Source organism: Microvirga terrestris (assembly GCF_015694425.1).
GTDB lineage: Bacteria > Pseudomonadota > Alphaproteobacteria > Rhizobiales > Beijerinckiaceae > Microvirga > Microvirga terrestris.
Map to the genome: position 1 here is coordinate 1 of NZ_JADQDN010000010.1, position 24,604 is coordinate 24,604.

Annotated in this window: 25 protein-coding genes; 10 read left to right on the forward strand and 15 right to left on the reverse strand. The window is 63.8% G+C overall.

The window, feature by feature from the left end; genetic code table 11:
- Positions 1–761 (reverse strand): HAMP domain-containing protein (locus I2H36_RS16485; RefSeq protein ID WP_196264999.1); only part of this gene is annotated, 761 nt, incomplete at its 3' end.
- Between the two features lie 362 nt (positions 762–1,123).
- Positions 1,124–2,923 carry an ABC transporter transmembrane domain-containing protein gene (locus I2H36_RS16490; RefSeq protein ID WP_196265000.1) on the reverse strand — a complete coding sequence of 600 codons (1,800 nt, stop codon included), beginning with the start codon at positions 2,921–2,923 and terminating at the stop codon, positions 1,124–1,126.
- 257 nt (positions 2,924–3,180) lie between these two features.
- On the opposite strand from I2H36_RS16490, the gene rpmE reads away from it, so the two are divergent.
- A complete protein-coding gene (rpmE, locus tag I2H36_RS16495) occupies positions 3,181–3,420 on the forward strand; it encodes a 50S ribosomal protein L31 (protein WP_196265001.1) in 240 nt (79 codons plus the stop codon).
- 74 nt (positions 3,421–3,494) lie between these two features.
- Here rpmE and rcdA read toward each other — a convergent pair whose 3' ends face one another.
- Complete coding sequence (gene rcdA / locus I2H36_RS16500) at positions 3,495–4,025, reverse strand: protease adaptor protein RcdA (protein ID WP_343234465.1); 531 nt, start codon at positions 4,023–4,025, stop codon at positions 3,495–3,497.
- 366 nt (positions 4,026–4,391) lie between these two features.
- A complete protein-coding gene (locus I2H36_RS16505) occupies positions 4,392–4,598 on the reverse strand; it encodes a DUF1192 domain-containing protein (protein ID WP_196265003.1) in 207 nt (68 codons plus the stop codon).
- A gap of 100 nt (positions 4,599–4,698) precedes the next feature.
- On the opposite strand from I2H36_RS16505, the gene I2H36_RS16510 reads away from it, so the two are divergent.
- Complete coding sequence (locus tag I2H36_RS16510) at positions 4,699–5,697, forward strand: NAD(P)H-quinone oxidoreductase (RefSeq protein WP_196265004.1); 999 nt, start codon at positions 4,699–4,701, stop codon at positions 5,695–5,697.
- 213 nt (positions 5,698–5,910) lie between these two features.
- Positions 5,911–6,630: a DUF1013 domain-containing protein gene (locus tag I2H36_RS16515; RefSeq protein WP_196265005.1), complete on the forward strand. Its 720-nt coding sequence runs from the start codon at positions 5,911–5,913 to the stop codon at positions 6,628–6,630.
- A 279-nt stretch (positions 6,631–6,909) separates the two neighbouring features.
- Here the strand turns inward: I2H36_RS16515 and I2H36_RS16520 are convergent, their stop codons facing one another.
- Positions 6,910–8,823 carry a propionyl-CoA synthetase gene (locus I2H36_RS16520; protein WP_196265006.1) on the reverse strand — a complete coding sequence of 638 codons (1,914 nt, stop codon included), beginning with the start codon at positions 8,821–8,823 and terminating at the stop codon, positions 6,910–6,912.
- A 114-nt stretch (positions 8,824–8,937) separates the two neighbouring features.
- On the opposite strand from I2H36_RS16520, the gene I2H36_RS16525 reads away from it, so the two are divergent.
- A complete protein-coding gene (locus I2H36_RS16525) occupies positions 8,938–9,696 on the forward strand; it encodes a TSUP family transporter (protein WP_196265007.1) in 759 nt (252 codons plus the stop codon).
- A 76-nt stretch (positions 9,697–9,772) separates the two neighbouring features.
- Here I2H36_RS16525 and I2H36_RS16530 read toward each other — a convergent pair whose 3' ends face one another.
- Positions 9,773–9,955 carry a YdcH family protein gene (locus I2H36_RS16530; RefSeq protein WP_196265008.1) on the reverse strand — a complete coding sequence of 61 codons (183 nt, stop codon included), beginning with the start codon at positions 9,953–9,955 and terminating at the stop codon, positions 9,773–9,775.
- A 189-nt stretch (positions 9,956–10,144) separates the two neighbouring features.
- On the opposite strand from I2H36_RS16530, the gene I2H36_RS16535 reads away from it, so the two are divergent.
- From I2H36_RS16535 to I2H36_RS16560, 6 genes are all read left to right on the forward strand, one after another.
- A complete protein-coding gene (locus tag I2H36_RS16535) occupies positions 10,145–10,345 on the forward strand; it encodes a YdcH family protein (protein WP_036355000.1) in 201 nt (66 codons plus the stop codon).
- 96 nt (positions 10,346–10,441) lie between these two features.
- Complete coding sequence (purE, locus tag I2H36_RS16540; protein WP_196265009.1) at positions 10,442–10,933, forward strand: 5-(carboxyamino)imidazole ribonucleotide mutase; 492 nt, start codon at positions 10,442–10,444, stop codon at positions 10,931–10,933.
- A gap of 7 nt (positions 10,934–10,940) precedes the next feature.
- A complete protein-coding gene (locus I2H36_RS16545; protein ID WP_196265078.1) occupies positions 10,941–12,020 on the forward strand; it encodes a 5-(carboxyamino)imidazole ribonucleotide synthase in 1,080 nt (359 codons plus the stop codon).
- A 169-nt stretch (positions 12,021–12,189) separates the two neighbouring features.
- Positions 12,190–12,429 carry a 30S ribosomal protein S21 gene (gene rpsU, locus I2H36_RS20375; RefSeq protein ID WP_190846124.1) on the forward strand — a complete coding sequence of 80 codons (240 nt, stop codon included), beginning with the start codon at positions 12,190–12,192 and terminating at the stop codon, positions 12,427–12,429.
- Positions 12,430–12,651: 222 nt separating this feature from the next.
- Positions 12,652–13,515: a tetratricopeptide repeat protein gene (locus tag I2H36_RS16555; protein ID WP_196265010.1), complete on the forward strand. Its 864-nt coding sequence runs from the start codon at positions 12,652–12,654 to the stop codon at positions 13,513–13,515.
- A 21-nt stretch (positions 13,516–13,536) separates the two neighbouring features.
- Entirely contained in the window at positions 13,537–14,160 is a 624-nt protein-coding gene (locus I2H36_RS16560) for a nucleotidyltransferase family protein (protein WP_196265011.1), read from the forward strand.
- Here I2H36_RS16560 and I2H36_RS16565 read toward each other — a convergent pair.
- The 9 genes from I2H36_RS16565 to I2H36_RS16605 form a co-directional block, all read right to left on the reverse strand.
- Positions 14,130–14,609 (reverse strand): GNAT family N-acetyltransferase, encoded by a 480-nt coding sequence (locus I2H36_RS16565; protein ID WP_196265012.1) that lies wholly within the window; start codon positions 14,607–14,609, stop codon positions 14,130–14,132. The genes I2H36_RS16560 and I2H36_RS16565 overlap by 31 nt on opposite strands.
- A 178-nt stretch (positions 14,610–14,787) precedes the next feature.
- Positions 14,788–16,188, reverse strand: coding sequence for an NAD(P)(+) transhydrogenase (Re/Si-specific) subunit beta (locus tag I2H36_RS16570; RefSeq protein WP_196265013.1), 1,401 nt, complete (start codon positions 16,186–16,188; stop codon positions 14,788–14,790).
- Positions 16,189–16,192: 4 nt separating this feature from the next.
- Positions 16,193–16,639: a proton-translocating transhydrogenase family protein gene (locus tag I2H36_RS16575; RefSeq protein ID WP_196265014.1), complete on the reverse strand. Its 447-nt coding sequence runs from the start codon at positions 16,637–16,639 to the stop codon at positions 16,193–16,195.
- 21 nt (positions 16,640–16,660) lie between these two features.
- The gene (locus I2H36_RS16580) at positions 16,661–17,797 is read right to left on the reverse strand and encodes a Re/Si-specific NAD(P)(+) transhydrogenase subunit alpha (protein WP_196265015.1); all 1,137 of its coding nucleotides are present in this window, start codon (positions 17,795–17,797) and stop codon (positions 16,661–16,663) included.
- Between the two features lie 73 nt (positions 17,798–17,870).
- A complete protein-coding gene (locus tag I2H36_RS16585) occupies positions 17,871–18,164 on the reverse strand; it encodes an aa3-type cytochrome c oxidase subunit IV (protein WP_196265016.1) in 294 nt (97 codons plus the stop codon).
- Positions 18,165–18,278: 114 nt separating this feature from the next.
- Positions 18,279–19,496, reverse strand: a complete 1,218-nt coding sequence (locus tag I2H36_RS16590) for a glycosyltransferase (protein WP_196265017.1) — start codon at positions 19,494–19,496, stop codon at positions 18,279–18,281.
- A gap of 58 nt (positions 19,497–19,554) precedes the next feature.
- Entirely contained in the window at positions 19,555–20,922 is a 1,368-nt protein-coding gene (locus tag I2H36_RS16595) for an ABC1 kinase family protein (protein WP_196265018.1), read from the reverse strand.
- Positions 20,923–20,997: 75 nt separating this feature from the next.
- Positions 20,998–22,320: an adenylate/guanylate cyclase domain-containing protein gene (locus tag I2H36_RS16600; RefSeq protein WP_196265019.1), complete on the reverse strand. Its 1,323-nt coding sequence runs from the start codon at positions 22,318–22,320 to the stop codon at positions 20,998–21,000.
- Positions 22,321–22,433: 113 nt separating this feature from the next.
- Positions 22,434–24,254, reverse strand: coding sequence for a M3 family oligoendopeptidase (locus I2H36_RS16605; RefSeq protein ID WP_196265079.1), 1,821 nt, complete (start codon positions 24,252–24,254; stop codon positions 22,434–22,436).
- Positions 24,255–24,604: the final 350 nt, after the last annotated feature.

Sequence of the window (24,604 nt, forward strand, 5' to 3'; positions counted from 1 at the left end):
GAGCGGGCGAGCTGGCCGACCTCGTCCTTGCGCTCGACCCCCGTGACGCTCACCTCCAGATCGCCCGAAGCCAAGCGACCCATCGCTCCCGTCATCGAGCCCAACGGACGCGTGATCCCGTAAACCGTAATCGCGCCAATGAGGCCAAGAGCAACAAGGATGCCGACAGCCGCAGAGGAAATCAGCATCCAAGAAGTGCTGGAGGCCAGCGCATCGGCATCGTCAGCGGCCTGAGCCAGAGACTTCTTGGCTCCCTCAATGCGCTCGGCGAGAAGTCCTCGGATCTTGATACGAACATCTCGGCCTTCGCCGTTGGAAATCTTGAGAGCGCCCGAGTCATCGTTCACACGAGCCCGCTCGATGCTCTTTTCCATGAAGCCGAAGTAATTCGCGACCTGGGTCTTCACCTCGGTATAGCTGGCTTTCCTCTCGGCCGTATCAGCGAGAGCCAGAAGCTCATCCGCATGCTGGAGCGCTGCGTCCTTGTATTTATCGAACTGCTTCGCGGCCGAATTCATCAGGTCGCCAGGCTCGTACAGGATGATGTTTTTCTCCTGAATCGACGCCTCATTCACCTCAGCATTGATCTGGAGCGTCAGCACTTGGCGTGCGACTTCCTGCTCCACCAGTTTCTGGGTGTCCTGCGCCATGTGGTTCAAACCGATGTCGGCGAGAAAAATGAGACCCGCTGTAATCGCGACGAAAATGGTGACCGGGATGGCCAGCTTCGTGAGAAGCTTCAAATTATTGAGAAAACGCATCGTCTTTCGGTGACCTGTCCGCATCGCCGCGGAGAGCGCGCGCCCCCCTGGCACGCAATATTCAGGTGAGAAGACCATTAGACAGATAAGTAAATGAGATATTAATTGAACATCATAAAAACTACTGAATAAATTCTTTAGGTATTAATACGTATATCAACGTTCACCTCTAAACTTTCCACGTTGATACTTACTTCGGAATGTCATTCCTCATCTGGATCTGCCTCATATTCCCTTTAGGCAGAATCATCGCCCGCTCGAGACGGCTCCTGTTCCAGAGCCTGCCCAATGCCTTCGTCACGGCTTGATCCCTGACGCGCCTGATGTCAGCTCCCGGCAGGGACACTTTTCGCGGAGAAAGCCTACTCGGCGGCTTCGCTGTGCTCCCGCTCGCCGGTGAACTGGAGGCGCGCGAGCCGCGCGTAAAGGCCGCTCTGGGCGAGCAGCGCCTCGTGGGTCCCTTCCTCGACGATCCGGCCCTGGTCCATGACCAGGATCCGATCGGCGGAGCGGATTGTGGCGAGCCGGTGGGCGATGACGAGGGTGGTGCGGCCTTCCATTAACCGGTCGAGGGCGCCTTGAACCTTGCGTTCGCTCTCCGCGTCCAGCGCCGAGGTGGCTTCGTCGAGAAGCAGGATCGGCGCGTCCTTCAGGATGGCGCGGGCAATGGCAAGGCGTTGGCGCTGGCCGCCGGAGAGCGTCACGCCGCGCTCGCCGATCATGGTGTGGTAGCCCTGCGGCATGGCCCGGATGAAGCCGTCGGCGGAGGCGAGCTCGGCAGCGCGGCGCACGTCGTCCTCCGTGGCCTCGAGCTTGCCATAGCGAATGTTGTCGAGAACGCTTGAGGCGAAGATCGTCGGCTCCTGCGGCACAAGAGCCATGCGGGCGCGCAAGGCAACGGGATCGGCCTCGTGGATAGGAACGCCATCGACCCAGATCGTGCCGCCCTGCGGATCGTAGAAGCGCAGGAGAAGTTGCAGGATCGTGCTCTTGCCGGCCCCCGAAGGCCCGACGATGGCGACCCTTTCACCGGCACTCACGGTCAGGCTCAGGCCATGGAGAGCGCGTTGCTCGGAGCGGGTCGGATAGGCGAAATGCACGTCCTTGAAGGCCACCGTGCCCAGGGGCGGGTTCGGCAGGGGCTTCGGGTTGCGCGGCGCCTCGATGGCGGGTTTGGTGGCGAGGATTTCACCGAGGCGCTCCGCCGCGCCGGCGGCTTGAGCAAGTTCGCCATAGACCTCCGAGAGCTGCCCGAGGGAGCTTGCGGCGAAGACCGCGTAAAGGACGAACTGCGACAGACGCCCGCCCGTCATGGTGCCGGCCAGCACGTCCTGCGCGCCGTACCAGAGCACGGCCACGACGCTGGCCGAAACCAGGAAGAGGCCCGCACCTGTCAGAAACGCCCGCATGGTGGTGGAGAGCCGGGCCGCACTGAAAGCCTCCTCGGCGGCTACGGCGAAGCGGGAAGCGGTCGCGCGTTCCATGCCGAACGCCTGCATGGTGCGCACCGCCCCGACGGCCTCCGCCGCATAGGCCGAGGCGTCGGCCAGGCGATCCTGCGCCGCCCGCGAGCGGCGCCGCACGGCACGGCCCGAGAACACGAGGGGCAGGACGATGACCGGAATGGCGAGCAGCACGAGGGCCGAGAGCTTCGGGCTCGTGATGATCATGAGCACCGTCGCGCCCAGGAACAGGAACAGGTTGCGCAGCGCGATCGAGATGCTGACCCCGAAGGCCGCTTTGACCTGGGTGGTGTCGGCGGTGAGCCGCGAGACGATCTCGCCGCTCTTGGTCTGATCGAAGAAGGCCGGGTCGAGGGAGGTCAGGTGGCGGAACACGGCGGAGCGAAGGTCCGCCACCACCCGCTCGCCCAGGGTGATGACGCAGTAATAGCGAAACGCGCTGGCCAGAGCCAGGATGCCGACCACGCCGATGAGGAGGATAAAATACGCGTTGATGTAGTCGCGGCCCTGGTCCGAGAAACCGAAATCGATGACCCGGCGCACTGCGATAGGAACGATGAGCGTGGCCGCGGAGGCCAGCGTGAGGGCTACCAGCGCCGCGGCAATCCTGCCCTTGTAAGCGAGGCCGTAAGGAATGAGCGGTCTCAGAGCGCTAAGCGCGGCCTTGGAGCGGGATGGGTCGGAGGGCAAATCGGCCATGTCAGCCTTCGTTGACGAAAATCACGGATCGGAGCTGCTTCCTTTGGCATGGGATCAGCCCTTGTCTTTTGAGCTGTCTCAATTTCCGGCAGCGAACCAAGCTTACGTTGCCAAAAAATGCTCTGGGACGGTTTAGCACCTTTGCCCCGGCTTGTTTCAACCACCTAAGTGAGGTATAGGCGCGCATTCATCAATTCAGGCTCGATTTCACATTGCGGGCTGACCAGACTTGGCTGGCCGCGAGAAGGACTATGGCAATGGCGCGCAAAGATACCGATCACCCCGACTACCACTTCATCAAGGTGGTCATGACCAACGGCACCGAGTACACGACCCGCTCGACCTACGGCAAAGAGGGCGACACCCTCAACCTCGACATCGACCCGAGCACCCATCCGGCCTGGACCGGCGGCTCGCAGCAGCTACTGGACCGCGGCGGCCGCGTGTCGCGCTTCAACTCGCGCTTCGGCGGCCTGAGCCTCGGCGGCAAGAAGTAACCGGGCGCCTCGCGCCGGTTGTTTCAACCCGGAATACAAAAAGCCCCGCTCTAGCGGGGCTTTTTCATTGTGTCCTATTCAGTCGGCCCAAAGGCTTTCTGGAGCATGCCAAGCTGGGCCGCGATCGGGTTGGGCGGTGCTTGGCGGGGAGCGGGTCCGGTCTCGGACATAAGCCGCTCCAGATGAAGGATCCGGGCATGGAGACGGGTCGCGAGACCCATGAGCTCCCGCAACCGTTCCGGCAATGCCTCATACTCGCCGATGCTCGTGGTGGTCTCCGACGAGTTCAACCGCACCCTGTTCTTCTCGGTCTGGGCCTGATCGGGAGAGATCTCTCCTTCGGCGACGGCCCGCTGCAGCAGCAGCCACGAGGCGACCTGCATCAGGCGGGTGGTGAGCCGCATGCTTTCGCTGGCATAGACAAGGCTCGTCTGGCGCTCCAAGTGACTGGACTCCTCCCGGCCCGGGCCGTCGAGATAGGCCGCCGTCTCCTCGATCAGCTCCATGCCCTCCTGGAACAGGGCCCTGAAGGCATCCGACCCCACGAAGCTCTGCCCGAACCGGACAGGATCGACACCAAGCTGGATCACGTCGGGTTCGTTCACGCGTCTCTCCCAAAGACCTCGCCTCCGCCAGGGCGGAGGGCTGCAATTCATGAGACGATTATAGGACGGTCCGGGAAGACTTGCCTCGGTAACCTCTTCTTAAGGTTAAGCCGGCGCATCGGGCGAAAAAGCGGTTCTGGTTTTAGTGCCACAGATGCGCAAATCAAAGAAAGTCATCGGGTCAATCCCAAAAGGGCAAATCCACTTTCGGGTCTGACGCCCCAAAAAATTGAGCCGCTCGTGGCGGCTCTTGAAGTCTAACAGGGAAGCGTCAAACAGAGTGAGCCTCTAAGCCACTCAGCATCCAGGGAGAGACCTGGATGCCCTATTCATGCTCGAAAATGGTTAATGGGCGGTTAAAGATCCTCAGGCCTGGCCAAGCTTGAAGAAGGCGCTCGCAGCAGCCAGGGAGCTTTCCTTCTTGGCCCTCGCCTCCTTGAGGCGGGCGATCTCCCGCTCAAGCATCTCGACGCGCTCATCGAGTTCGTCGATGGAGAGCATCGACAGGTCCTGACCGATTTCGTGTCCGCTGACGAGGGGCCGCGGTTCATCAGCGAAGGGATCGAGGGCCATGGCATTCTCCTCTTCAAGGGTGGTCGTGAGGTTAGTCGGACGTGTGTTCCTTGCCAACGGGGCCTATATCCCGGGAGAGTGTTGACCAAAGGAGGGAAAAATGGGGCAGATTCCGGACATGATGCGCGCCATCATCGCGGAAGGAAGCGGCGGACCCGAGGTCCTCAAGGTCGTGCAGCGCCCCGTTCCCAGGCCGGGAGACGGTGAAATCCTGGTGCGCGTGAAGGCCGCAGGGGTGAACCGCCCCGACGTGATCCAGCGCCAGGGCGGCTATCCGCCTCCGCCCGGGGCACCGGATATTCTCGGGCTTGAGATTGCCGGCGAGGTGGTAGCCGCAGGTCCCAGTGCCGGGCGCTTCTCGGTCGGCCAGCCCGTCATGGCCCTGGTGCCGGGCGGAGGCTATGCGGATTACGCGGTCGTGCACGAGAGCAACGCCCTACCCGTTCCTCCGGGCCTGTCCAACGAGGAGGCCGGGGCGATCCCGGAAACCTACTTCACCGTCTGGACCAACGTGTTCGACCGGGGCCATCTCCAGGCCGGCGAGACCTTCCTGGTCCATGGCGGCACCTCGGGTATCGGCACCACGGCGATCCAGCTCGCCAAGGCGTTCGGCGCCACGGTCATCGCCACGGCCGGATCCCAGGAGAAATGCGACGCCTGCCTGCGGCTTGGCGCCGACGTGGCGATCAACTACCGAACCCAGGATTTCGTGGCGGCCGTGAAGGAGGCCACAGGCGGCCGGGGCGCGGACCTGATCCTCGACATGGTGGGCGGCGACTACATTCCGCGCAACTACGAGGCGGCGGCCCAGGACGGGCGGATCGTGCAGATCGCGTTTCTGCAAAGCCCCAAGGTCGAGGTCGACTTCCGCCGCCTGATGGTCAAGCGGCTCACCCACACGGGTTCGACCCTGCGGCCCCGTTCGCCGGCGGAAAAGGCGGTTATCGCCCGCGCGCTCGAGGACAAGGTCTGGCCGCTTCTCGCCCAAGGGCGCTGCCGGCCTGTGATGGATTCAACCTTCGCCTTTGAGGATGTGGCCAAGGCCCATGCCCGCATGGACGGGGGCGAGCATATCGGGAAGATCGTGCTGAGCCTCTAGCGTCAGGCCGGAGCATCGGATCGGAAAACCTGAAACCAATTTTCGGGCCCGATGCTCAAAAGTTTGCAACATCGCGGCACGATCCCTATAATCATCCCGTTTCCCTCACATCGTGAGACGAGATGCTCCGGTCCGCACCGGTTCGGAGCGCAAGAGAGTTTTGCCGTGCGGCGCCGAAATGTCCGGCGCCCGGCCTGAAGGAGGTTCGCTTACATGTCCCAGGGACCGCTGATGCCGAAGGCGACGGCCGTTTGGCTCGTCGAGAATACGTCGCTGTCGTTCGACCAGATCGCCGACTTCTGCAAGCTCCACCCGCTCGAGGTGAAGGGCATTGCCGATGGCGAAGTGGCGGCGGGCATCAAGGGAGCGGACCCCATCTCCATGGGCCAGCTGACCCGCGAGGAAATCGAGAAGGCGCAGAGCGATCCGAGCCACCGCCTTCGTCTGGCTGAGTCGCGCGTGAAGCTGCCCGAGCAGAAGAAAATCAAGAAGGGCCCGCGCTACACCCCCGTGTCGCGCCGTCACGACCGTCCGAACGCGATCCTCTGGCTGGTGCGCAACCATCCGGAGCTCAAGGACGCGCAGATCATGCGTCTCGTGGGCACCACCAAGACCACGATCCAGCAGGTCCGCGACCGCACCCATTGGAACTCGGCAAGCCTCACCCCCATGGACCCGGTGACCCTGGGCCTGTGCTCGCAGATCGATCTCGACTTTGAAGTGCAGCGCGCCGCCAAGGACCGTCCGCAGGTGGAAGCCCAGGACCATGGCGGCACCCTGATGCCGGCGGAAGTCTCCACGGCCCCCGAGCGGCCCGTCGACCCCTTCACGGACATGAGCCGGCCGAAGCCGGTTCAGGAAGAGACCATCGACGTTAACTCGGTCTTCGCCAAGCTCAAGACGCTCAAGCGTGACGACGAGGATGAGGAATAAGGTTTACGCAAAAAGGCCCGGATCGCTCCGGGCCTTTTTGCTTTGTAGTCAGCCCGGACGAAGCGCAACGTAGATCCGGGATCGCCGGATGAGTGTGGCACGACAGCCCTCCTCCCCCTTGTGGGGAGGAGTTGGAGGTGGGGGTGCCGCGCAGGACTAGTTCAAGGTTGGCGCTCACACCCCCACCCTGGCCCTCCCCACAAGGGGGAGGGAAACCCGCGCTACATCCTGAAGCCGATCTCGGGTCGGCTTCGCCGTCCGGGATGACATTCGCTAGCCTCAGCCCACCAGCCCCCTCGCCTTCAGCACGTCGCCGATCTCCTCCAGGATGATCGGGTCATCGATGGTGGCGGGCGTGGTCCAGGGGTCGCCGTCAGCAATCTTTTTCATGGTGCCGCGCAGGATCTTGCCGGATCGGGTCTTGGGCAGCCGCGGCACGGTGATGGCGAGCTTGAAGGCGGCCACGGGTCCGATCTTGTCGCGCACGAGGCCGATGAGATCCTTCTCGATCTCCTCAGGGGTCTTCTGCACGCCGGACTTCAGCACCACGAAGCCGCACGGCACCTCGCCCTTGAGCGCGTCCTTCACGCCGATGACCGCACATTCGGCAACCGCCGGGTGCGAGGCCAGAACCTCCTCCATGCCGCCGGTCGACAGGCGATGGCCCGCCACGTTGATGATGTCGTCCGTGCGGCCCATGACCCAGACATAACCGTCCTCGTCGATGTAGCCTGCATCGGAAGTGTTGTAGTAGCCGGGGTAGACGGAGAGATAAGCTTCCTTGAATCGCTGCTCGGCCTGCCAAAGGGTCGGCAAAGCGCCGGGCGGGAGCGGCAGTTTGATGACGATGGCCCCCATGGTGCCGGGGGCGACCTGCTTGCCGCCTTCATCCAGCACCTGCACCGTGTAGCCCGGCAGCGGCACCGTGGGGGAACCGTGCTTGACCGGAAGTGCCCCAAGGCCTAGCGGGTTGCCGACCACCGGCCAGCCCGTCTCCGTCTGCCACCAATGGTCGATGACCGGAACCTGTAGGATGTCCTCGGCCCATTTCACCGTGTCGGGATCCGCCCGCTCGCCGGCGAGAAACAGGGCGCGGAAGGCCGAGAGATCGTATCGCTTCAGGAGTTCCGCACCCGGATCCTCCTTCTTGATCGCCCGGAAGGCGGTCGGCGCCGTGAATAAGGTCACGACTCCATGGTCGGCGATCACCCTCCAATAGGCACCGGCATCGGGCGTTCCCACGGGTTTGCCCTCGTAGAGGATCGCCGTGCAGCCATGAAGCAGTGGGCCGTAGACGATGTAGGAATGGCCGACCACCCAGCCCACATCGGAAGCGGCCCAGAAGACCTCGCCGGGCTCGATGCCGAAGAAATTCCCCATGGACCATTTCAACGCGACCATGTGGCCGCCGTTGTCGCGCACGACGCCCTTCGGCTTGCCGGTCGTGCCCGAGGTGTAGAGCACGTAGAGCGGATCGGTGGAGGCGACCGGCACGCATTCGGCCTGCCGTCCCTCCTGACGGGCATCGGCTATCGCCGTCTGCCAGTCCAGGTCGCGGCCTTCGACCAGGGAAGCCTCGCATTGTGGCCGCTGGTAGACGAGGCAGGCATCGGGCTTGGAAGCGGAGAGCGTGATCGCCTCGTCCAGGAGCGGCTTGTAGGGGATGGTGCGGGCGCCCTCGATGCCGCAGGACGCCGTGAGGATGGCCTTGGGCTTGGCATCGTCGATGCGGGTGGCGAGTTCCTTTGCCGCAAAGCCGCCGAACACCACCGAGTGGATGGCCCCGATGCGGGCGCAGGCCAGCATGGCGAAGGCCGCCTCGGGAATCATCGGCATGTAGATGACGACGCGGTCGCCTTTTTGGACGCCCATGTCCTGCAGCACGGCCGCGAGCGTCGCCACCTCGTCCTGCAATTCGGCATAGGAGATGCGGCGCTTGGAGTTCGTGACGGGGCTGTCGTAGATGATCGCCGCCTGATCGCCGCGGGCCGCCGCATGCCGGTCGACGGCGTTGTAGCAGGTGTTGCAGACGGCTCCCGTAAACCACGCGCCGTAGGTGCCGACAGCGGCGTCGAAGACTTTATCGGCGGGCTTGATCCAGTCGATCTCCCGCGCAGCCTGTGCCCAGAACCCTTCCGGATCGGCTTTCCAACCGGCATAGACCTCATGATAGCGGCTTTGGGTCGATGACATGGCGTTTCCCCGTTGCGTTCACGGCATGAGACTTCGAACGGCTGTTGTGGTAGCAGGCGTGAACGTCGTGGTCAGCGGAGACTTTCGGCGAGTCCTGCTTTCGGCGAGTTCCTCGTGATTACCGATCCTCTCTTCTATGCCGCGGCCATTCCTGCCGTGACGCTTCTGGGCTTAGCGAAAGGCGGCTTCTCGGGCCTCGGGATGCTCTCCCTGCCGCTTATGGCGCTCGTCGTCTCGCCGGTGCAGGCGGCCGCCATCATGCTGCCAACGCTGATCGTGCAGGACGTGGTCTCGGTCTGGGCCTATCGCTACACCTGGGATAAGCGCAACGTCGTCATCCTGGTCGTGGGCGCCACTTCGGGCATTCTCACCGGGTACCTCCTGGCGGCTCAGGTGTCGGATGCGGCGATCAAGCTCGCCGTAGGCCTTATCTCCATCGCCTTCGCCGCCCGCCGGCTGGTCCTGGAGCGGGGCGGACGGGAGCCGAAAGCCACACCGGCCGACCTGCCGCGCGGCATCTTCTGGGGCTGGGTGACGGGTTTCACCAGCATGATCGCCCATGCGGGCGGGCCGCCCTTCCAGATCTACGTGATGCCGCAGCGCCTGTCGCGCGACGTCTTCGTCGGCACGGGCGCAGTGGTGTTCGCGCTGATCAACTGGATCAAGGTGCCGCCCTATCTGGCGCTCGGCCAGATGACGGCCGAGAACATGGCAACGGCCGGAGCCCTGTTTCCCGTGGCCATCGCCTCCACATGGGCCGGGGTTATCCTGGTGCGCCGGGTGTCCGGTCAACTCTTCTATACGGCGGTCTATGTGCTGCTGGTCTTCGTGGGCGCCAAGCTCGTCTATGACGGAGCGAGTGCACTTCTCTGAGGCGCTCAAGCAAAAGCCGCCGCTTCCGAATGAAGCGACGGCTTCTTGAGGGTGGGAAAATTGAGGAAACGCGCGGCTAGTGCACCGCCGATTCGGAGCTTCTCAGTCGTGTGATCTCGTCCTTGAGCTGAAGCTTCCTTCGTTTGAGTTCTGCCAGCCTCATGTCATCTGCGGAGGGTCGGTTGAGCGTGTCCTGGATCTCGCGCTCGATAGCCCGATGCTTGCGTTCCAGTTCCGTCAGGTGATTCTGCAGCGGCATGTCAGTTCCTCCTATGTGATCTCTGACCCGGATATTGTGGCAGCCCGAGTGTGGCGAGTCGAAGGCAAAATTTGCAAAATCGAGAGGAGAAGATGCTTGGGCGATCTTGCTCTCCACAGACCCGCAGAGCATACTTCCGCCCCTCTTGGCCTGGCATCCATAGACGGCTTGGCGTTCTGGGTATTTTCAATGACCGAATTGGCTGAACTGGAAGCGGAATTGGCCCGCCTCAAGCAGGAACACCGCGATCTCGACATGGCGATCGATGCTTTGGAGAGCATGGTCGCCGGCGACCAGCTGCAGGTCCAGCGCCTGAAGAAGCGCAAGCTTTCCCTGAAGGACCAGATCATTCGGCTGGAAGACCAGCTCACCCCCGACATCATCGCCTGAGAATTCCGGTCTCAAGGGTCCGTATCGCCCTTGCCTGCCAGGGGAGCCTTCGCTATTCCGGCTGGACACTGAAAGCCCTGAAGCCGGAGCTACGCCATGGCGGGAACGCCCATTGCCATCATCATGGGCAGCCAGTCCGACTGGGCGACCATGCGCCATGCCGCCGAAACGCTGGAGGCGCTGGGCATCACGTATGATGCCCGCATCGTGTCCGCCCATCGCACCCCGGACCGGCTCTATGCCTTTGCCAAGACGGCCAAGGCCGACGGTTTCCAGGTGATCATCGCAGGCGCCGGAGGGGCGGCGCACCTTCCCGGCATGACCGCCGCCATGACCCCCCTGCCGGTTTTCGGCGTGCCGGTGGAATCGAAGGCTCTCTCGGGTCAGGACAGCCTGCTCTCCATCGTCCAGATGCCAGCCGGCATCCCGGTCGGAACGCTGGCCATCGGCCGAGCCGGAGCCGTCAATGCGGCGCTCCTCGCCGCCGCCGTGCTCGCCCTCCATGATCCGGCGCTTGCCGACCGCCTCGACGCGTGGCGCACGCGTCAGAGCGAGGGCGTCGCCGAGCGCCCCTCTCGTGAAAGCTGAAACGCGCATGATCCGTCCCGGCTGCACCCTCGGCATTCTCGGCGGCGGCCAGCTCGGCCGTATGATCGCCATGGCGGCGGCGCAGCTGGGCCTGAGAACCCATGTTTATGCGCCTGACGACAACAGCCCGGCCTTCGAGGTGGCGGCCGAGTGCACCATCGCGCCTTATGAGGACGAGGCGAACCTCGTGCGCTTCGCCAAGGCCGTGGATGTGGTCACCTATGAATTCGAGAACGTGCCGAGCGAGACCGCCGCGACCTTGAGCGCCCATACCCTGCTGGCGCCCAACGCACAGGCTTTGGCCGTGTCGCAGGACCGGTTCCTGGAAAAGAGCTTCATCGCAGGCCTCGGTATCGACGTTGCCCCCTTCGCAACTTTCGCGGACGAGGCCGAACTCGTCGAGGCGCTGGGGCGCATCGGCCGGCCGGCCGTGCTCAAGACCCGGCGCTTCGGCTATGATGGCAAGGGGCAGGTCATGCTCCGGCACGACACCGACCCTGCCGCCGCCTGGGCCGAGATTGGCCGCGCCTCCTCCATCGTCGAGGGCTTCGTGCCCTTCGAGCGTGAGGTCTCGGTGGTTGCCGCCCGTACCGCCTCAGGGGCCTTCGCAGCTTACGATTTGTGCGCCAACGAGCATAGCCACCACATCCTCGACACCACCCAGGTCCCCGCCGGTGTCTCGCGAGAAGCCGAGGAGCAGGCTGTCCGCATCGCCCGCTCCATCGCCGAGGCCCTAGACTATGTGGGTGTGCTCGCGGTCGAGATGTTCCTGGTCACGGAAGGCGGGCGCGAGCGCCTCGTGGTGAACGAGATTGCCCCGCGGGTGCACAATTCAGGACACTGGACCCTGGGCGGAGCCGTGACGTCGCAGTTCGAGCAGCATGTGCGGGCCGTCTGCGGCTGGCCCTTAGGGACCACCGCCCGGCTCGGCCGGGTCGAGATGAAGAACCTGATCGGGCACGATGCGGATGCCTGGGAGGAGATCTTAAGCGAACCGGGCGCGCGGCTTCACCTCTACGGCAAGGCCGAAGCGCGTGCCGGCCGGAAGATGGGGCACGTGACGCGGGTTTTTCCGGAGCGGGACTGAACTGTTTTCAGACCTAGCCGTTGTCTCTCTGGCCCGGCGCTTTTCTTGAGGGGCAACCCTGGACAGGCAAGGCTTCTTCTGATACTGACGCCGGCCAGATAGAGGTGCGCCTGACGCGCCTCCTTTGTTTTTTATCACAATCGAAACGGTTCAAATACGAGGAATTCGCGTGCAGGTTCTTGTCCGGGATAACAACGTCGATCAGGCGCTCCGCGCTCTCAAGAAGAAGATGCAGCGTGAAGGTATCTTCCGCGAGATGAAGCTTCGCGGCCATTACGAGAAGCCGTCCGAGAAGAAGGCCCGCGAGAAGGCTGAGGCCGTTCGCCGCGCCCGCAAGCTGATCCGCAAGCGCATGCAGCGCGAAGGCCTCCTGCCTTCGAAGCCGCGCCCGACGACGGGCGGCCGCTAAGCTCTTAATCGAGCCATCGGCTGGACTATCGGTTGTGAAACAGCGCCCGACGCGCAAGCGGGGCGCTGTTTGCATATCCAGCACTTGCTTACTGCGACCCAATGCTCCGTGCGGGAGCGAATTCGCCTGCCAAACGCCTTTTTGATGCCTTGTTTCACGGCTGTTAAGGATTTCCCGCCAGAGTGCCGCCTCCTGGTACTGAGTAAGAAGCTGGAGACGAACGTGTTCGCCCCATCGATCCGCCGTTTTGCCCCCTTGAGCCTGACCCTTGTTGCCCTTGGCCTTTCCGCCTGCGGTACGATGAGTAGCGGCCCTGCCCAGCGCATCGCCGTGGTGGAGGAGGACACTCAAGGAACGAGCACGGTCAACATCTCGTCCCTCTCGGACGTGATCCAGCGCAACCCGAACGACCCGAGCGCCTACAACACCCGTGGCGCGGCCTATGCCCGCGTGGGCAATTACAGCAGCGCGATGGCGGACTTCACCAAGGCGGTGCAGCTCGATCCGAATTATGCGCCAGCCTATTCCAACCGGGCCCTTGCCCTGCGCCAGACCAACCGCAACGACCAGGCGCTCGCCGACTTCACTCGCGCGATCCAGGCTGATCCGAACTACGGCCCGGCCTATATCGGCCGCGCAAACCTTTACCGCGCCCAGAACCAGTTCCAGGAAGCCCTCAGCGACCTGAACACGGCCACCCGCCTCCTGCCCGAATCGGCTGAAGCGCTGCATTCCCGCGGACTGCTCTACCAGCGCCAGGGCATGCATCCCCAGGCGATCCTCGATTTCGACGCCACCATCGACCGCAATCCTTTCGTGGGCGCGCCCTACGCGGCCCGCGGCCAGAGCTTCGTGGCGACGAACCAGTACGATAAGGCCATCGAGGACTTCAATGCGGCCCTCAACGTTGACCCCAAGGACGCCAATTCCTGGGCATGGCGCGGCGTCGCCATGGAGCGCAAGGGCGACAAGAGCCAAGCCCTCGAGAGCTACTCGCGAGCCCTCACCCTCGACAACGGCAACACCGTCGCCCGTCAGGGCTCGTCCCGCCTGCAGGGCGGCGTCGCCGGTCTGTTCCGCTCATAAAAAACTCTGGAGCGTGGCGACATGAACCCCGCCCCTCCCCTGCGGACGATCACCGACATCGAACGGCTTCTCGAAGCGCATGCGGCCTCGCATGCGCTTCTTGTCTATGTGGAGAGCCTCGGGCTCCCCGACGCCTGGATCGGCGCGGGCTTCATCCGCAACAGCGTCTGGGACGTGCTGCATGGGCGCTCCATTGATGTGATGCGGCTCGCCGATGTAGATGTGCTCTTCTTCGACTCCGACGACACAAGCAAGGAGCGGGAGGCCGGAATCGAGCGCCGGCTCCGTGTCTTGGCGCCAGGCATCCCTTGGTCGGTGAAGAACCAGGCCCGCATGCACCTGCGCAATGGCGATGTCCCCTATCGCAGCACCCTCGACGCCGTCGCTCATTGGGCGGAGACCGCCACGGCTATCGCGGCCCGATCAATCAGAGGAGAGGTGGGGGTGATGGCACCATATGGTGTCGACGACCTTCTGAACATGATCGTACGCCCGACCCCGGTCTTCGAACACAAGATCGACGTCTATCGCGAGCGGGTCATGGCCAAGGATTGGCCTGCGCAATGGCCGAGGCTGACCATGCTGATGTCATGGGAGGCGGCCTATCCAGCGCTTCACAGCTCCTTCGACAGGATCGACACGTAAGGCGCAAAACCGAAGGCTCGGTAGGTGCGCTCGGCCCGCTCGTTGGCCACCAGTGCTCCGATGACGAGGCGCTTGTGACCGGCCTCCTTCGTCAGGCGCTCGGCCTCGCTCAAGAGCATCTGGCCGATACCCTGCCCGCGCCACTCGCTGTGCACGATCAGGTCCGTCACGGTGCCGTGGTTGCGGACACCATCGATCACATAGGCCGCATCCTGATCAAGCGAAAAACCCATGGCGCCGACGATGACTCCCTCCGCTTCCGCCAGGATGATGCGGCCGTTGCGACGGGACAGACGCTGCATCAGCTCATCGTAATACTCCTCGGCCGACCCGTAATCGCGGCGCCGGTCACCGACGAGATCGGCCTCGAAGACGTTGAGCTGGTGGATCAGCTCGACGACGACGCCCCGGTCGGCGGGAAGAGCGGTGCGAAGGGTGATGGAAGGCATCGGAGAATCCGGCTGGCGCGACAGAGACGGCGTTAAAGCAGATTTCACCTTTGCCGTCACCGTTCCCCTGTCATTCCGGGGCGAGCGTTCGCGAGAGCCCGGAATGACAGTGACAGCGTCGACCAAAACAAAATGCCCGGCATGAGGCCGGGCATGAAGCGTTTCTCTGATGGCAGGATCAGAGGTTTTTCAGGATCTCGTCGACCACCTTCTTGGCGTCACCGAAGAGCATCATGGTGTTGTCGCGGAAGAACAGCTCGTTCTCCACGCCCGCATAGCCCGAGCCCATGCCGCGCTTGATGAATAGCACGGTCTTGGCCCGCTCCACGTCGAGGATCGGCATGCCGAAGATCGGCGAGGCCGGGTCGGTCTTGGCGGCCGGATTGGTCACGTCGTTGGCGCCGATGACGAAGGCCACGTCGGCCTGGGCGAACTCGCCGTTGATGTCCTCGAGCTCGAACACCTCGTCGTAGGGAACGTTGGCTTCCGCGAGCAGCACGTTCATGTGGCCGGGCATGCGGCCCGCCACCGGGTGGATGGCGTACTTCACTTCCACGCCCTCGGCCTTTAGCTCATCGGCCATTTCGCGAAGAGCGTGCTGGGCCTGGGCGACCGCCATGCCGTAGCCCGGCACGATGATGACCTTGGAGGCGTTCTTCATGATGAAGGCTGCATCGTCCGCCGAGCCCTGCTTAACGGGCCGGGTCTCGACCGCACCGCCGGCTGCAGCGCCTGCGGTCTCGCCGCCGAAGCCGCCGAGGATCACGGAGATGAAGCTCCGGTTCATGCCCTTGCACATGATGTAGGACAGGATCGCGCCCGAGGAGCCTACCAGCGCGCCGGTGATGATGAGCGCGAGGTTGCCGAGCGTGAAACCGATGCCCGCCGCCGCCCAGCCCGAATAGGAGTTGAGCATCGACACCACCACGGGCATGTCGGCGCCGCCGATGGGGATGATGAGGGTGACGCCGAGCACGAAGGAGACCAGCACGATCAGCCAGAAGGCCGCGTGGCTCTCGGTGCGGATGAAGGCGACGAGCAGCACCAGCAGCAGAAGGCCGAGGCCGATATTGATGAGATGGCGACTCGGCAGCATGATCGGCTTGCCGGACATGCGCCCGTCAAGTTTCAGGAAGGCGATCACCGAGCCGGTGAACGTGATGGCCCCGATGGCGACGCCCAGGGCCATCTCGAACAGCGAGCCGCCGTGGATGGCGCCCTCCTGGCCGATGCCGAAGGCCTGCGGCGCATAGAGCGCGCCTGCCGCAACCAGAACGGCTGCCAGACCCACCAGGGAGTGGAAGGCGGCGACCAGCTGAGGCATCGCCGTCATGGGCACGCGCCGGGCGATCACCGCGCCGATTCCGCCGCCGATGGCAAGGCCGAGGATCACCAGCGCCCAACCGCCGAAGCCGCTCGGGGGCGAGACGAACAGGGTGGTGAGGATCGCGATCCCCATGCCCACCATGCCGTAGAGATTGCCCTGCCGGGAGGTGGTGGGGTGCGACAGGCCCCGCAGGGCCAGGATGAACAGGACGCCTGAGACGAGGTAAAGGATCGAGGCTAGATTGGCCGACATTGCCTCATCCCTTCTTGCGGTACATGGCGAGCATGCGCTGGGTCACCAGGAAGCCGCCGAAGATGTTGATCGATGCCAGGATGAGGCCGATGAAGCCGAGGGCCCGGGCCCAGATCGGGCCTTCGCCGAGGCTCGGCGCCACGTTGACGCCCACCGCCAGGACGGCGCCGACCACGATCACGGACGAGATGGCGTTGGTGACCGACATGAGCGGGGTATGCAGCGCCGGGGTCACCTGCCAGACCACGTAGTAGCCGACGAAGATCGCCAGCACGAAGATGGCGAGACGAAACACCGTCGGGTCCACGGCCCCGTGGGTGACAACTGCTGCGGCATGACCTGCCGTGTCGGCCAGCTGATCGGCGATGCTCTGGGCCGATTCAGCGGCACGGCGGGCGGCATCCGCCGCCGCTCGGGCCTGCTCGACAGCCTGTTCGGGCGTGAGTGCCATGATGTCCTCCCCTGGACGTTTTTAAGCGGTCGGCTGGAAAGCGGTGTGAACGATGGCGCCGTCGCGGGTCAGGCAGGTGGCCTTGACCAACTCGTCGTCCCACTTCACGGCCAGTTCCTTAGTGTCCTTGTTCACCAGCGTCTCGACGAAGGCATAGAGGTTCTTCGCGTAGAGGCTGGAGGCCGTGGCGGCGAGGCGCCCGGGCACGTTGAGGTGGCCTACGATCTTCACGCCGTTATGCTCCACCACCTGTCCGGGAACTGCGACCTCGCAATTGCCGCCGCGCTCGACCGCCAGATCCACGATCACGGAGCCGGGCTTCATGGATTCGACCATGGCGCGGGTGACGAGCTTCGGGGCCGGGCGACCGGGGATCAGAGCCGTGGTGATGACGATGTCCTGCTTGGCGATGTGCGAGGCGACCAGCTCGGCCTGCTTGGCCCGGTACTCGGCCGACATCTCCTTGGCGTAGCCGCCCGCGGTCTCGGCCTGCTTGAACTCCTCGTCCTCGACCGCAATGAACTTGGCGCCCAGGCTCTCCACCTGCTCCTTGGCGGCAGGGCGCACGTCAGTGGCGGTGACCACCGCACCGAGGCGGCGGGCCGTGGCGATGGCCTGGAGGCCGGCGACGCCTGCTCCCATGACGAAGATGCGGGCGGCTGGAACGGTTCCGGCAGCGGTCATCATCATCGGGATGGCGCGGCCGTATTCCGCAGTGGCATCGATGACGGCTCGGTAACCGGCGAGGTTGGCCTGGGAGGAGAGCACGTCCATCACCTGGGCCCGGGTGATGCGGGGCATCAGCTCCATGGAGAAAGCGGCAACCTGCGCATCGGCCAGGGCCTTGAGGGCGGCGTCCTGGCCGTAGGGGTCCATGATGGCGATGACGAGGGCGCCGGGCTTGGCGCCGGACAGCTCGCCTTCGGCCGGACGGCGGACCTTCAGGATGACGTCGGCATCCTTGAGGGCGTCAGCGGCATTGGCCGCCACCGAGGCACCCGCTGCCTCGAAATCGGCATCGGGGATGCCGGCCTTGGCGCCGGCGCCGGCCTGGACGACCACGTCCGCACCGAGCGTTTTGTACTTCTTGACCGTATCGGGGGTGGCGGAAACACGGGTCTCCGCTCCATCGGTTTCGGAGAGAACGGCGATCCGCATTTTAGCCCCCCTGCGATCTGGTCAACGGCTTGAGATCAAGCTCTTGTCTCGTGTCAGTGGAAACCCCCGCTGCTCAGTAGAAGACGAGCGCCAGGAGGAGAAGAACGCCGACGGCGGCTGGTGCCCGCACCCCGACAGATGGGGCCATGGCCCCGAGCCCGCCGGCGGCCAGGGAGAGGACGACGCCGAAGATGGCCGTCAGCCAGGCGTGCTTGATGCCGCCGACGGCCAGCGCCAGCACGAAGCAGATCACGACGGCGGTGCTGATTTCAGCGAACTGGATGAACCCGTTGTAGGTCGCCTCATGAGCGCGGGCGTCCATATCCGGACTGTAGCCCCCATGCGGCGCATGTTTTGTATCGGCCATGATTCAAAGCCCTGTTTGAGCGTCACGTGTTAATTGCTGCGTTTAACGCATGCGGTGAGGAGCCGCAATCTTTCGAATGGCTCCCGACGAGAACTTTCTCAATGTTTCGTGGAATTATTGGATCCCCAGGAAGTCGCGCCATTGGGGCAGGCACACCTTTTCGTAATCGTATTTCGCAATGGCGATTCGGCGGGCCTCTGTGGCCATCGCGGCTGATTTCTCCTTCTCGGCCAAGGTCTCGCGCACCCGTTCGGCCAGGGCCTTTTCGTCGAAGAAGGGGAAGAGACGGCCGTTGACTCCGTCCTGAATGATCTCGCGCACCGGTTCCGTGTCGGACGCCACGATCCGGCATTCGAGCGCCATGGACTCGATGGACGACCAGGACAGCACGAAGGGATAGGTCATGTAGACATGGGCCGAGGAGACCTGAAGCACCTTCACGAACTGGTCGTAGGGCAGGTTTCCAACGAAATGAACCCGGGACCAGTCCACCGGACGCTCGATTTTGGCCTTGAACACGTCGAACCAGGACTGCCCGCCCGGGGCCGAGCCGGAATAGCTGGTGCCCTTGCCGCCGATGATCACCACCCGGAGTTCGGGGTCGATATCGAGCAGGTAGGGCAGGCTCTTGAAGACGATGTGGGCGCCCCGCATCGGCTCGATGTTGCGGGTCACATAGGTAACCACGGGTGTGTTGCGGGTGAGCGGGGGCCCGTCCTGTCCGAGCCTGATACGGACATTGCGGTCGGGGATGAGTCGCTTGGTGTCGATGCCGTCATGGATGATGGCGAGCCGGTCGCGCAAGTAGGCCGGGAAGGTGTCGCGCTGGTAGCGGGTGGGCGCCACTGCCAGATCGGCCGCATCCAGGGCGCCGAGCTGCATGGAGTTCTTGAGGCGCAGGCGCCAGATCACCTCCTCGTTGGTGACCGGAAACTCGGGATCGAAGTCGAGATCCTGCCCCTTGGCATGGTAGTAATATTCGAAATAGGCAACATGCTTGGCCTTCGGCCAGATGTCCTTCAGGAACAGGTTTTCGCCCCAGCCCGTGTTGACCACGACCACGTCCGGCTCGAAGCCTTGGCTAGCGAGCGCCTTGGCCCGGTGAGCGACGCCGTAGGCCCGGCGCAGGCGCGGAATGACGGGAGAATAGCGGTTCTGGAAGGGCGCATCCTCCGGCCCCGGCACGGCATCGTAGGAGAAGTATTTCACGCCCGGAATGGAGCATTGCTTGACCATTCCCAAACCCACGACCTCATGCCCCTCAGCGGCGAAGGACCCGGCCAGGCGCAGGAACTGCCCCGGAAAGTTCTGGTGAACGAAAGCGATCTTCATCGGCTGCCCCTAACGTATCGTTAGCCTCTAGGGCTAGATCACGAAAGATGCAACCTCATTACATGGGTTTTGGTAAACTGGAAGCCGCCAGGACCTCCCCTTGCCTCCGCTCAAGGTTTTCCAAGGAAAACCGCGCGATCTCGTTCTCGAACAAGTGGTGGTAGTTCAACTCGGCCTTCAGGTGCAGGAAGACGGCGCCCAGGCCCACCGCAGCCCGGTCCATGAAGACGAACTCGCGCGGCACCGTGACCGGCCCCTTCTCCTTCAGAGCCTTGTGCACCTCGAAGGCCTGCCGACGGCCGTATTCCCCCGGCTTGACCCCATCGGCTACGGTGCGGACCCGGTCGTCGAGGAGCGGGGCATAGATGAACCGGGCCCAGATATTGAGAATGTCGATCAGCTCGTTCGACAGGCTTTTGAAGCCCCAAGTCTCATAGGCATGGACGATGCGGGCACGGTCATCGGTCTGCAGGCCCCGGTAGAGATCAACCACACCGCCGACGAAGCGCGGGTGGAAGATTCGGACACAGCCGTAATCGAGGAGGTTGATGCCCCTCGCCTCTCCTGCCTCGGAGAAGACCGTGTAATTGCCGAGATGCGGATCGCCGTGGATCACGGCCGCATGGCTGAAGGGATGCCACCAGGCCTTGAACATGGCTACCGCCAGCCGGTTGCGGATCTCGACCGGTGCCTCGGTGAAGCTCAAGATCTTCTCACCCTCGAGCCACTGGAGCGACAGGAGCCGTTTGGTGGACAGCTCTGGGTGAACCCGCGGCACCCGAACCTCCTCTACATCGGAGAGCGTCTGGGCATAGAGCGCCGCGTGCTTGGCCTCGCGCTCGTAATCGAGCTCTTCGCGCACCCGCTCGCCGATCTCCTTGGCGATCTCCCGCGTGTCGATGGCCGGATCCATGCGGCGATGGACGGCAAAGACCCATTCGAGCTGACTCAGATCCGCCTCCACGGCCGATTGCATGTCCGGGTACTGGAGCTTGCAGGCGAGCGCCTCGCCGTCCTTCGTGGTCGCCCGGTGCACCTGGCCGAGGGAGGCAGCGGCCGAAGGGCTAAGCTCGAACGAGCCGAACCGGCTCTGCCATTGCGCGCCCAGCTCCGCCTGCATACGGCGTTTGACGAAGGCCGCCCCCATGGGCGGCGCCTCGCTCTGGAGCTTCTGCAGCTCTGCGGCGTATTCCGGCGGGATGAGGTCGGGGATCGTGGCGAGCAACTGCGCCACCTTCATGATCGGGCCTTTCAGGCCGCCAAGGGCCTGCGCCAGCACCGCCGCATTGGAGGCATCGCGATCATCGCCCCCGAACAGGCGCGACCCTGCCATGCGGGCAGCGACCCCACCCATATTGGCACCGACCCTGGCATAACGGGCAGCGCGCGCGGAAAAGCGGTTCGCTTCGCGGTCGGACTCAGCCATATCGTGAGATCTCTTGCTCTGAACTGGAGAACTTTAGATATGTCGCGCGGCGCTGAACGCTAGACTGCTGCGGCTTCAAGCCCTCTGGCTGCCGGCAGCCGCGAACAGCGGCATGGGTTCGCTCATTCCCCTGAGGGTAAAGGCGCCCCGATCCTCAAGGTGCAGGTTGGAGCCGGCAACGAGATCGCGCACTGTACGCGACACCAGGACTTCGCGGCCATCGGCCAGCGCGGCGATGCGGGACGCGATATGGACCGCAATACCGCCGATATCACCGTCTTTCATCTCGATTTCGCCCGTATGAACTCCGCAGCGGACCTGCAGCCCCAGCGCACACAGGGCTTCGATGATGGCGCTTGCACATCGCACGGCCCGCGCGGGACCATCGAAGGTTGCCAGGAACCCGTCGCCAAGGGTCTTGATCTCCTGCCCTTTGAAGTGGCCGATTTGGTCGCGCACGATCCGGTCATGCTGATCGAGGAGCGTACGCCAAGCGCGATCGCCCATCTTCTCGGCCTTGCCGGTCGAGTCGACGATATCGGTGAACAGCACCGTGGCCAGCACCCGGTCGGGTTCGCTCTCTGCGTGGGTACCGGTGAGGAATTCCTCGATCTCATCGGCCACCGGGTTCACATCCCCAGCCCACAGGACATGATCGATCCCTGGGAACTCGACATACTTGGCACCGGGAATGTTGGCCGCGAGATAACGGCCTCCCTCGACATTGACCCGCGTATCGCCGGCTCGATGCAGGACGAGGGTCGGAACGCGGATCGTCGGGAGGATATGGCGCACGTCGATCCGGCTGTTCATGCGCATGAGCGTGATGACGGAGGATGGGCTGGCGCTCAGCCGTTCGAAGCGGGCCCACCATTGCCGGAAGCGCTCGTCCGCAACCTTCGTCGGCGCGAAGGCGGCCAGGCTCTCGCCCTGACCCCAGGATCGGTCGATCTTCTCCAGAAACGTCTCGAAACGGTCACGCGGCAGGACCCAGGTGTGAAAATCGGCATAGGTGCCATAGAGGATCAGCGCCTGGGTGCGCTCCGGATAGGTGGCGGCGAAGAGCATGCTCATGGCGCCACCTTCGGAAATGCCGAAGAGCGCCGCCTTCCTGCTGCCTACCGCATCCATGACCGCGCGCACGTCATCCATGCGCTCTTCCAGGGTAGGCATGTTTCCGAGACGGTCCGAGAGGCCGGTTCCACGCTTGTCGAACAGGATCAGGCGGCTGAATGCACCCAGCCGTGATAGGAAGCGCGCCATGTTGGGCTCGTCCCAGTAGAGATCCAGGTTCGAGATGAAGCCCGGCACGAAGACCAGATCGAGCGGCCCCTGGCCGATGATCTGATAGGCAATCCGAAGATCGCCGCTCCTGGCATAATGCGTGTCGACCGGCATGGCCCGGCTCCCGAACAGGCTCCCGGTGAAAGGACCGGGAGCCGGTGGCGTTCAGGCTTAGAACTCCAACCTCATAGTGCCAGCACTATGGCGCTCGGCCAAGCAGAACGGGCCTAAGCGGCGGTCTCCTCCATCGCCTCAAGCTCGCCGATCAGCCGCTCGATCATCGACAGGCCGATCTGCCAGAACGAAGGATCGCTCGCATCGAGGCCGAAGGGCGCGAGAAGCTCGGAATAATGCTTGGTGCCGCCGGCCGCGAGCAGCGCGAAGTACCGGTCCACGAAGCCCTCGTTGGAGCGCTCGTAGACGCCGTAGAGCGAGTTCACCAGGCAGTCACCGAAGGCATAGGCATAGACATAGAACGGCGAGTGGATGAAGTGCGGGATGTAGGTCCAGTAGCTCTCGTAGCCCGTGCCGAGGCGGATCGCCGGGCCCAAGGACTCGTCCTGCACCGACATCCAGAGCTCGCAGAGCTTATCCGCCGTCAGCTCGCCGTTGCGGCGCTCCAGATGGACCTTGCGCTCGAAGGAGTAGAACGCGATCTGGCGCACCACCGTGTTGATCATGTCCTCGACCTTGGCCGCCAGCATCGCCTTGCGCTGTACCGGATCGGTGGTCTGGTCGAGGAGCCGGCGGAAGGTGAGCATCTCGCCGAAGACGGAGGCCGTCTCGGCCAGCGTCAGAGGCGTGGGCGCCATCAATGCGCCATTGGGCCCGGCCATGACCTGATGCACGCCGTGTCCCAGCTCGTGGGCGAGGGTCATCACGTCCCGCGGCTTGCCCTGGTAGTTCAGGAGCACATAGGGGTGAGCCGAGGGCACCGTCGGATGAGCGAAGGCACCGGGCGCCTTGCCGGGGCGGGTCGGCGCGTCGATCCAGCCCTCGTCGAAGAAGCGGCGGGCGATGTCGGCCATACGGGGCGAGAAGGCCGTGTAGGCGGAGAGCACCGTGTCCCTTGCCTCGTTCCAGGAAATCGTGCGTTGCTCGACCTTCGGCAGGGGCGCGTTGCGGTCCCAATGGTCGAGCTTGTCCTTGCCGAACCATTTGGCCTTCAAGGCATAGTAGCGGTGCGACAGGCGCGGATAGGCCTCATGCACGGCCGAGACCATGGCCTCCACCACCTCACGCTCGACCCGGTTCGCCAGATGGCGGGAATCGGCCACGTCCTCGAAGCCGCGCCAGCGGTCCGAGATCTCCTTGTCCTTGGCGAGCGTGTTGGTGATGAGCGTGAAGGTGCGCAGGTTCGCCTTGAAGGTCTTGGCCAGGGCGTCCGAGGCGTCCTTGCGCACGCTTTCGTCCGGATCCTGGAGCTTGTTGAGCGTCGGCTCGATGGGCAGTTCCTCGCCGCGCACGGTGAAGCGCAGGGAAGCGATGGTCTCGTCGAACAGGCGGTTCCAGGCGGAACGACCGGTGACGGACTTCTCGTGGAAAAGCTGCTCGATCCGGTCGTCGAGCTGGAAGGGTTTGTCCTTGCGCAGGTCCTCGATCCAGGGCCGGTAATGCTTCAGCGGCTCTTCGCCCATAACCTTATCAAGGACCGCATCCTCGATACGGTTAAGCTCGAGCGCGAAGAAGAGCAGCTCGGTCGAGGCGGCGGTGAGGCGCTCCTGTGTGTCGCCGTAGAACTTGGCCCGCACCGGATCGGTGGTGTCGCCGGAATAGACGAGACCCGCATAGGACATGAGGCGGCCGAGGAGATCCTCCAGCGCCTCGTAACGCTTAACGACGTCGGTCAACGCCTCGGAAGCGCGCTCGCCCCGCGCCATGGCATCGAGCTTGCCGCGATGAGCGGCGGCGAAGGATTTGCACTCGGCTTCGGCTTCGGCCAGGTCGCGCTTGAACTCCTCGCTGTCCATGCCGGGATAAAGATGGGACAGGTTCCATTCGGGCAGGGCCCCAAGTTCGGTCTGCGCCGCACCGGAGGACAAGGGGATATGAAAGGAGTGTGGTGTCTGAGAGGTCACGGGCAAAGGCCTGTCCGGGGATCGAGGGTCGGAGGTACTGCACACATATTGGCCGCCGGCCCACAGGGATCAACCCATGCCGGGCCGTCATGGGAGATCGCATGTCATTGTCAGCAATGACGCATTGCCATCCTGCCGGCTCGCAGATTTGCAAATGCCGAAGACGAGAGCAGCGTAAGACCCGACACGTACGCTTTACCGCTGATTAACCCTGTCTGGGAAATGTGGATGCCAGCCGCTCCAGACGCGCAGGCGATTGGCTCCGCGCTCCTTTACTATCAAGGACATAAGCCAGCCGATGCCGAGGCCGTGCGGGATCG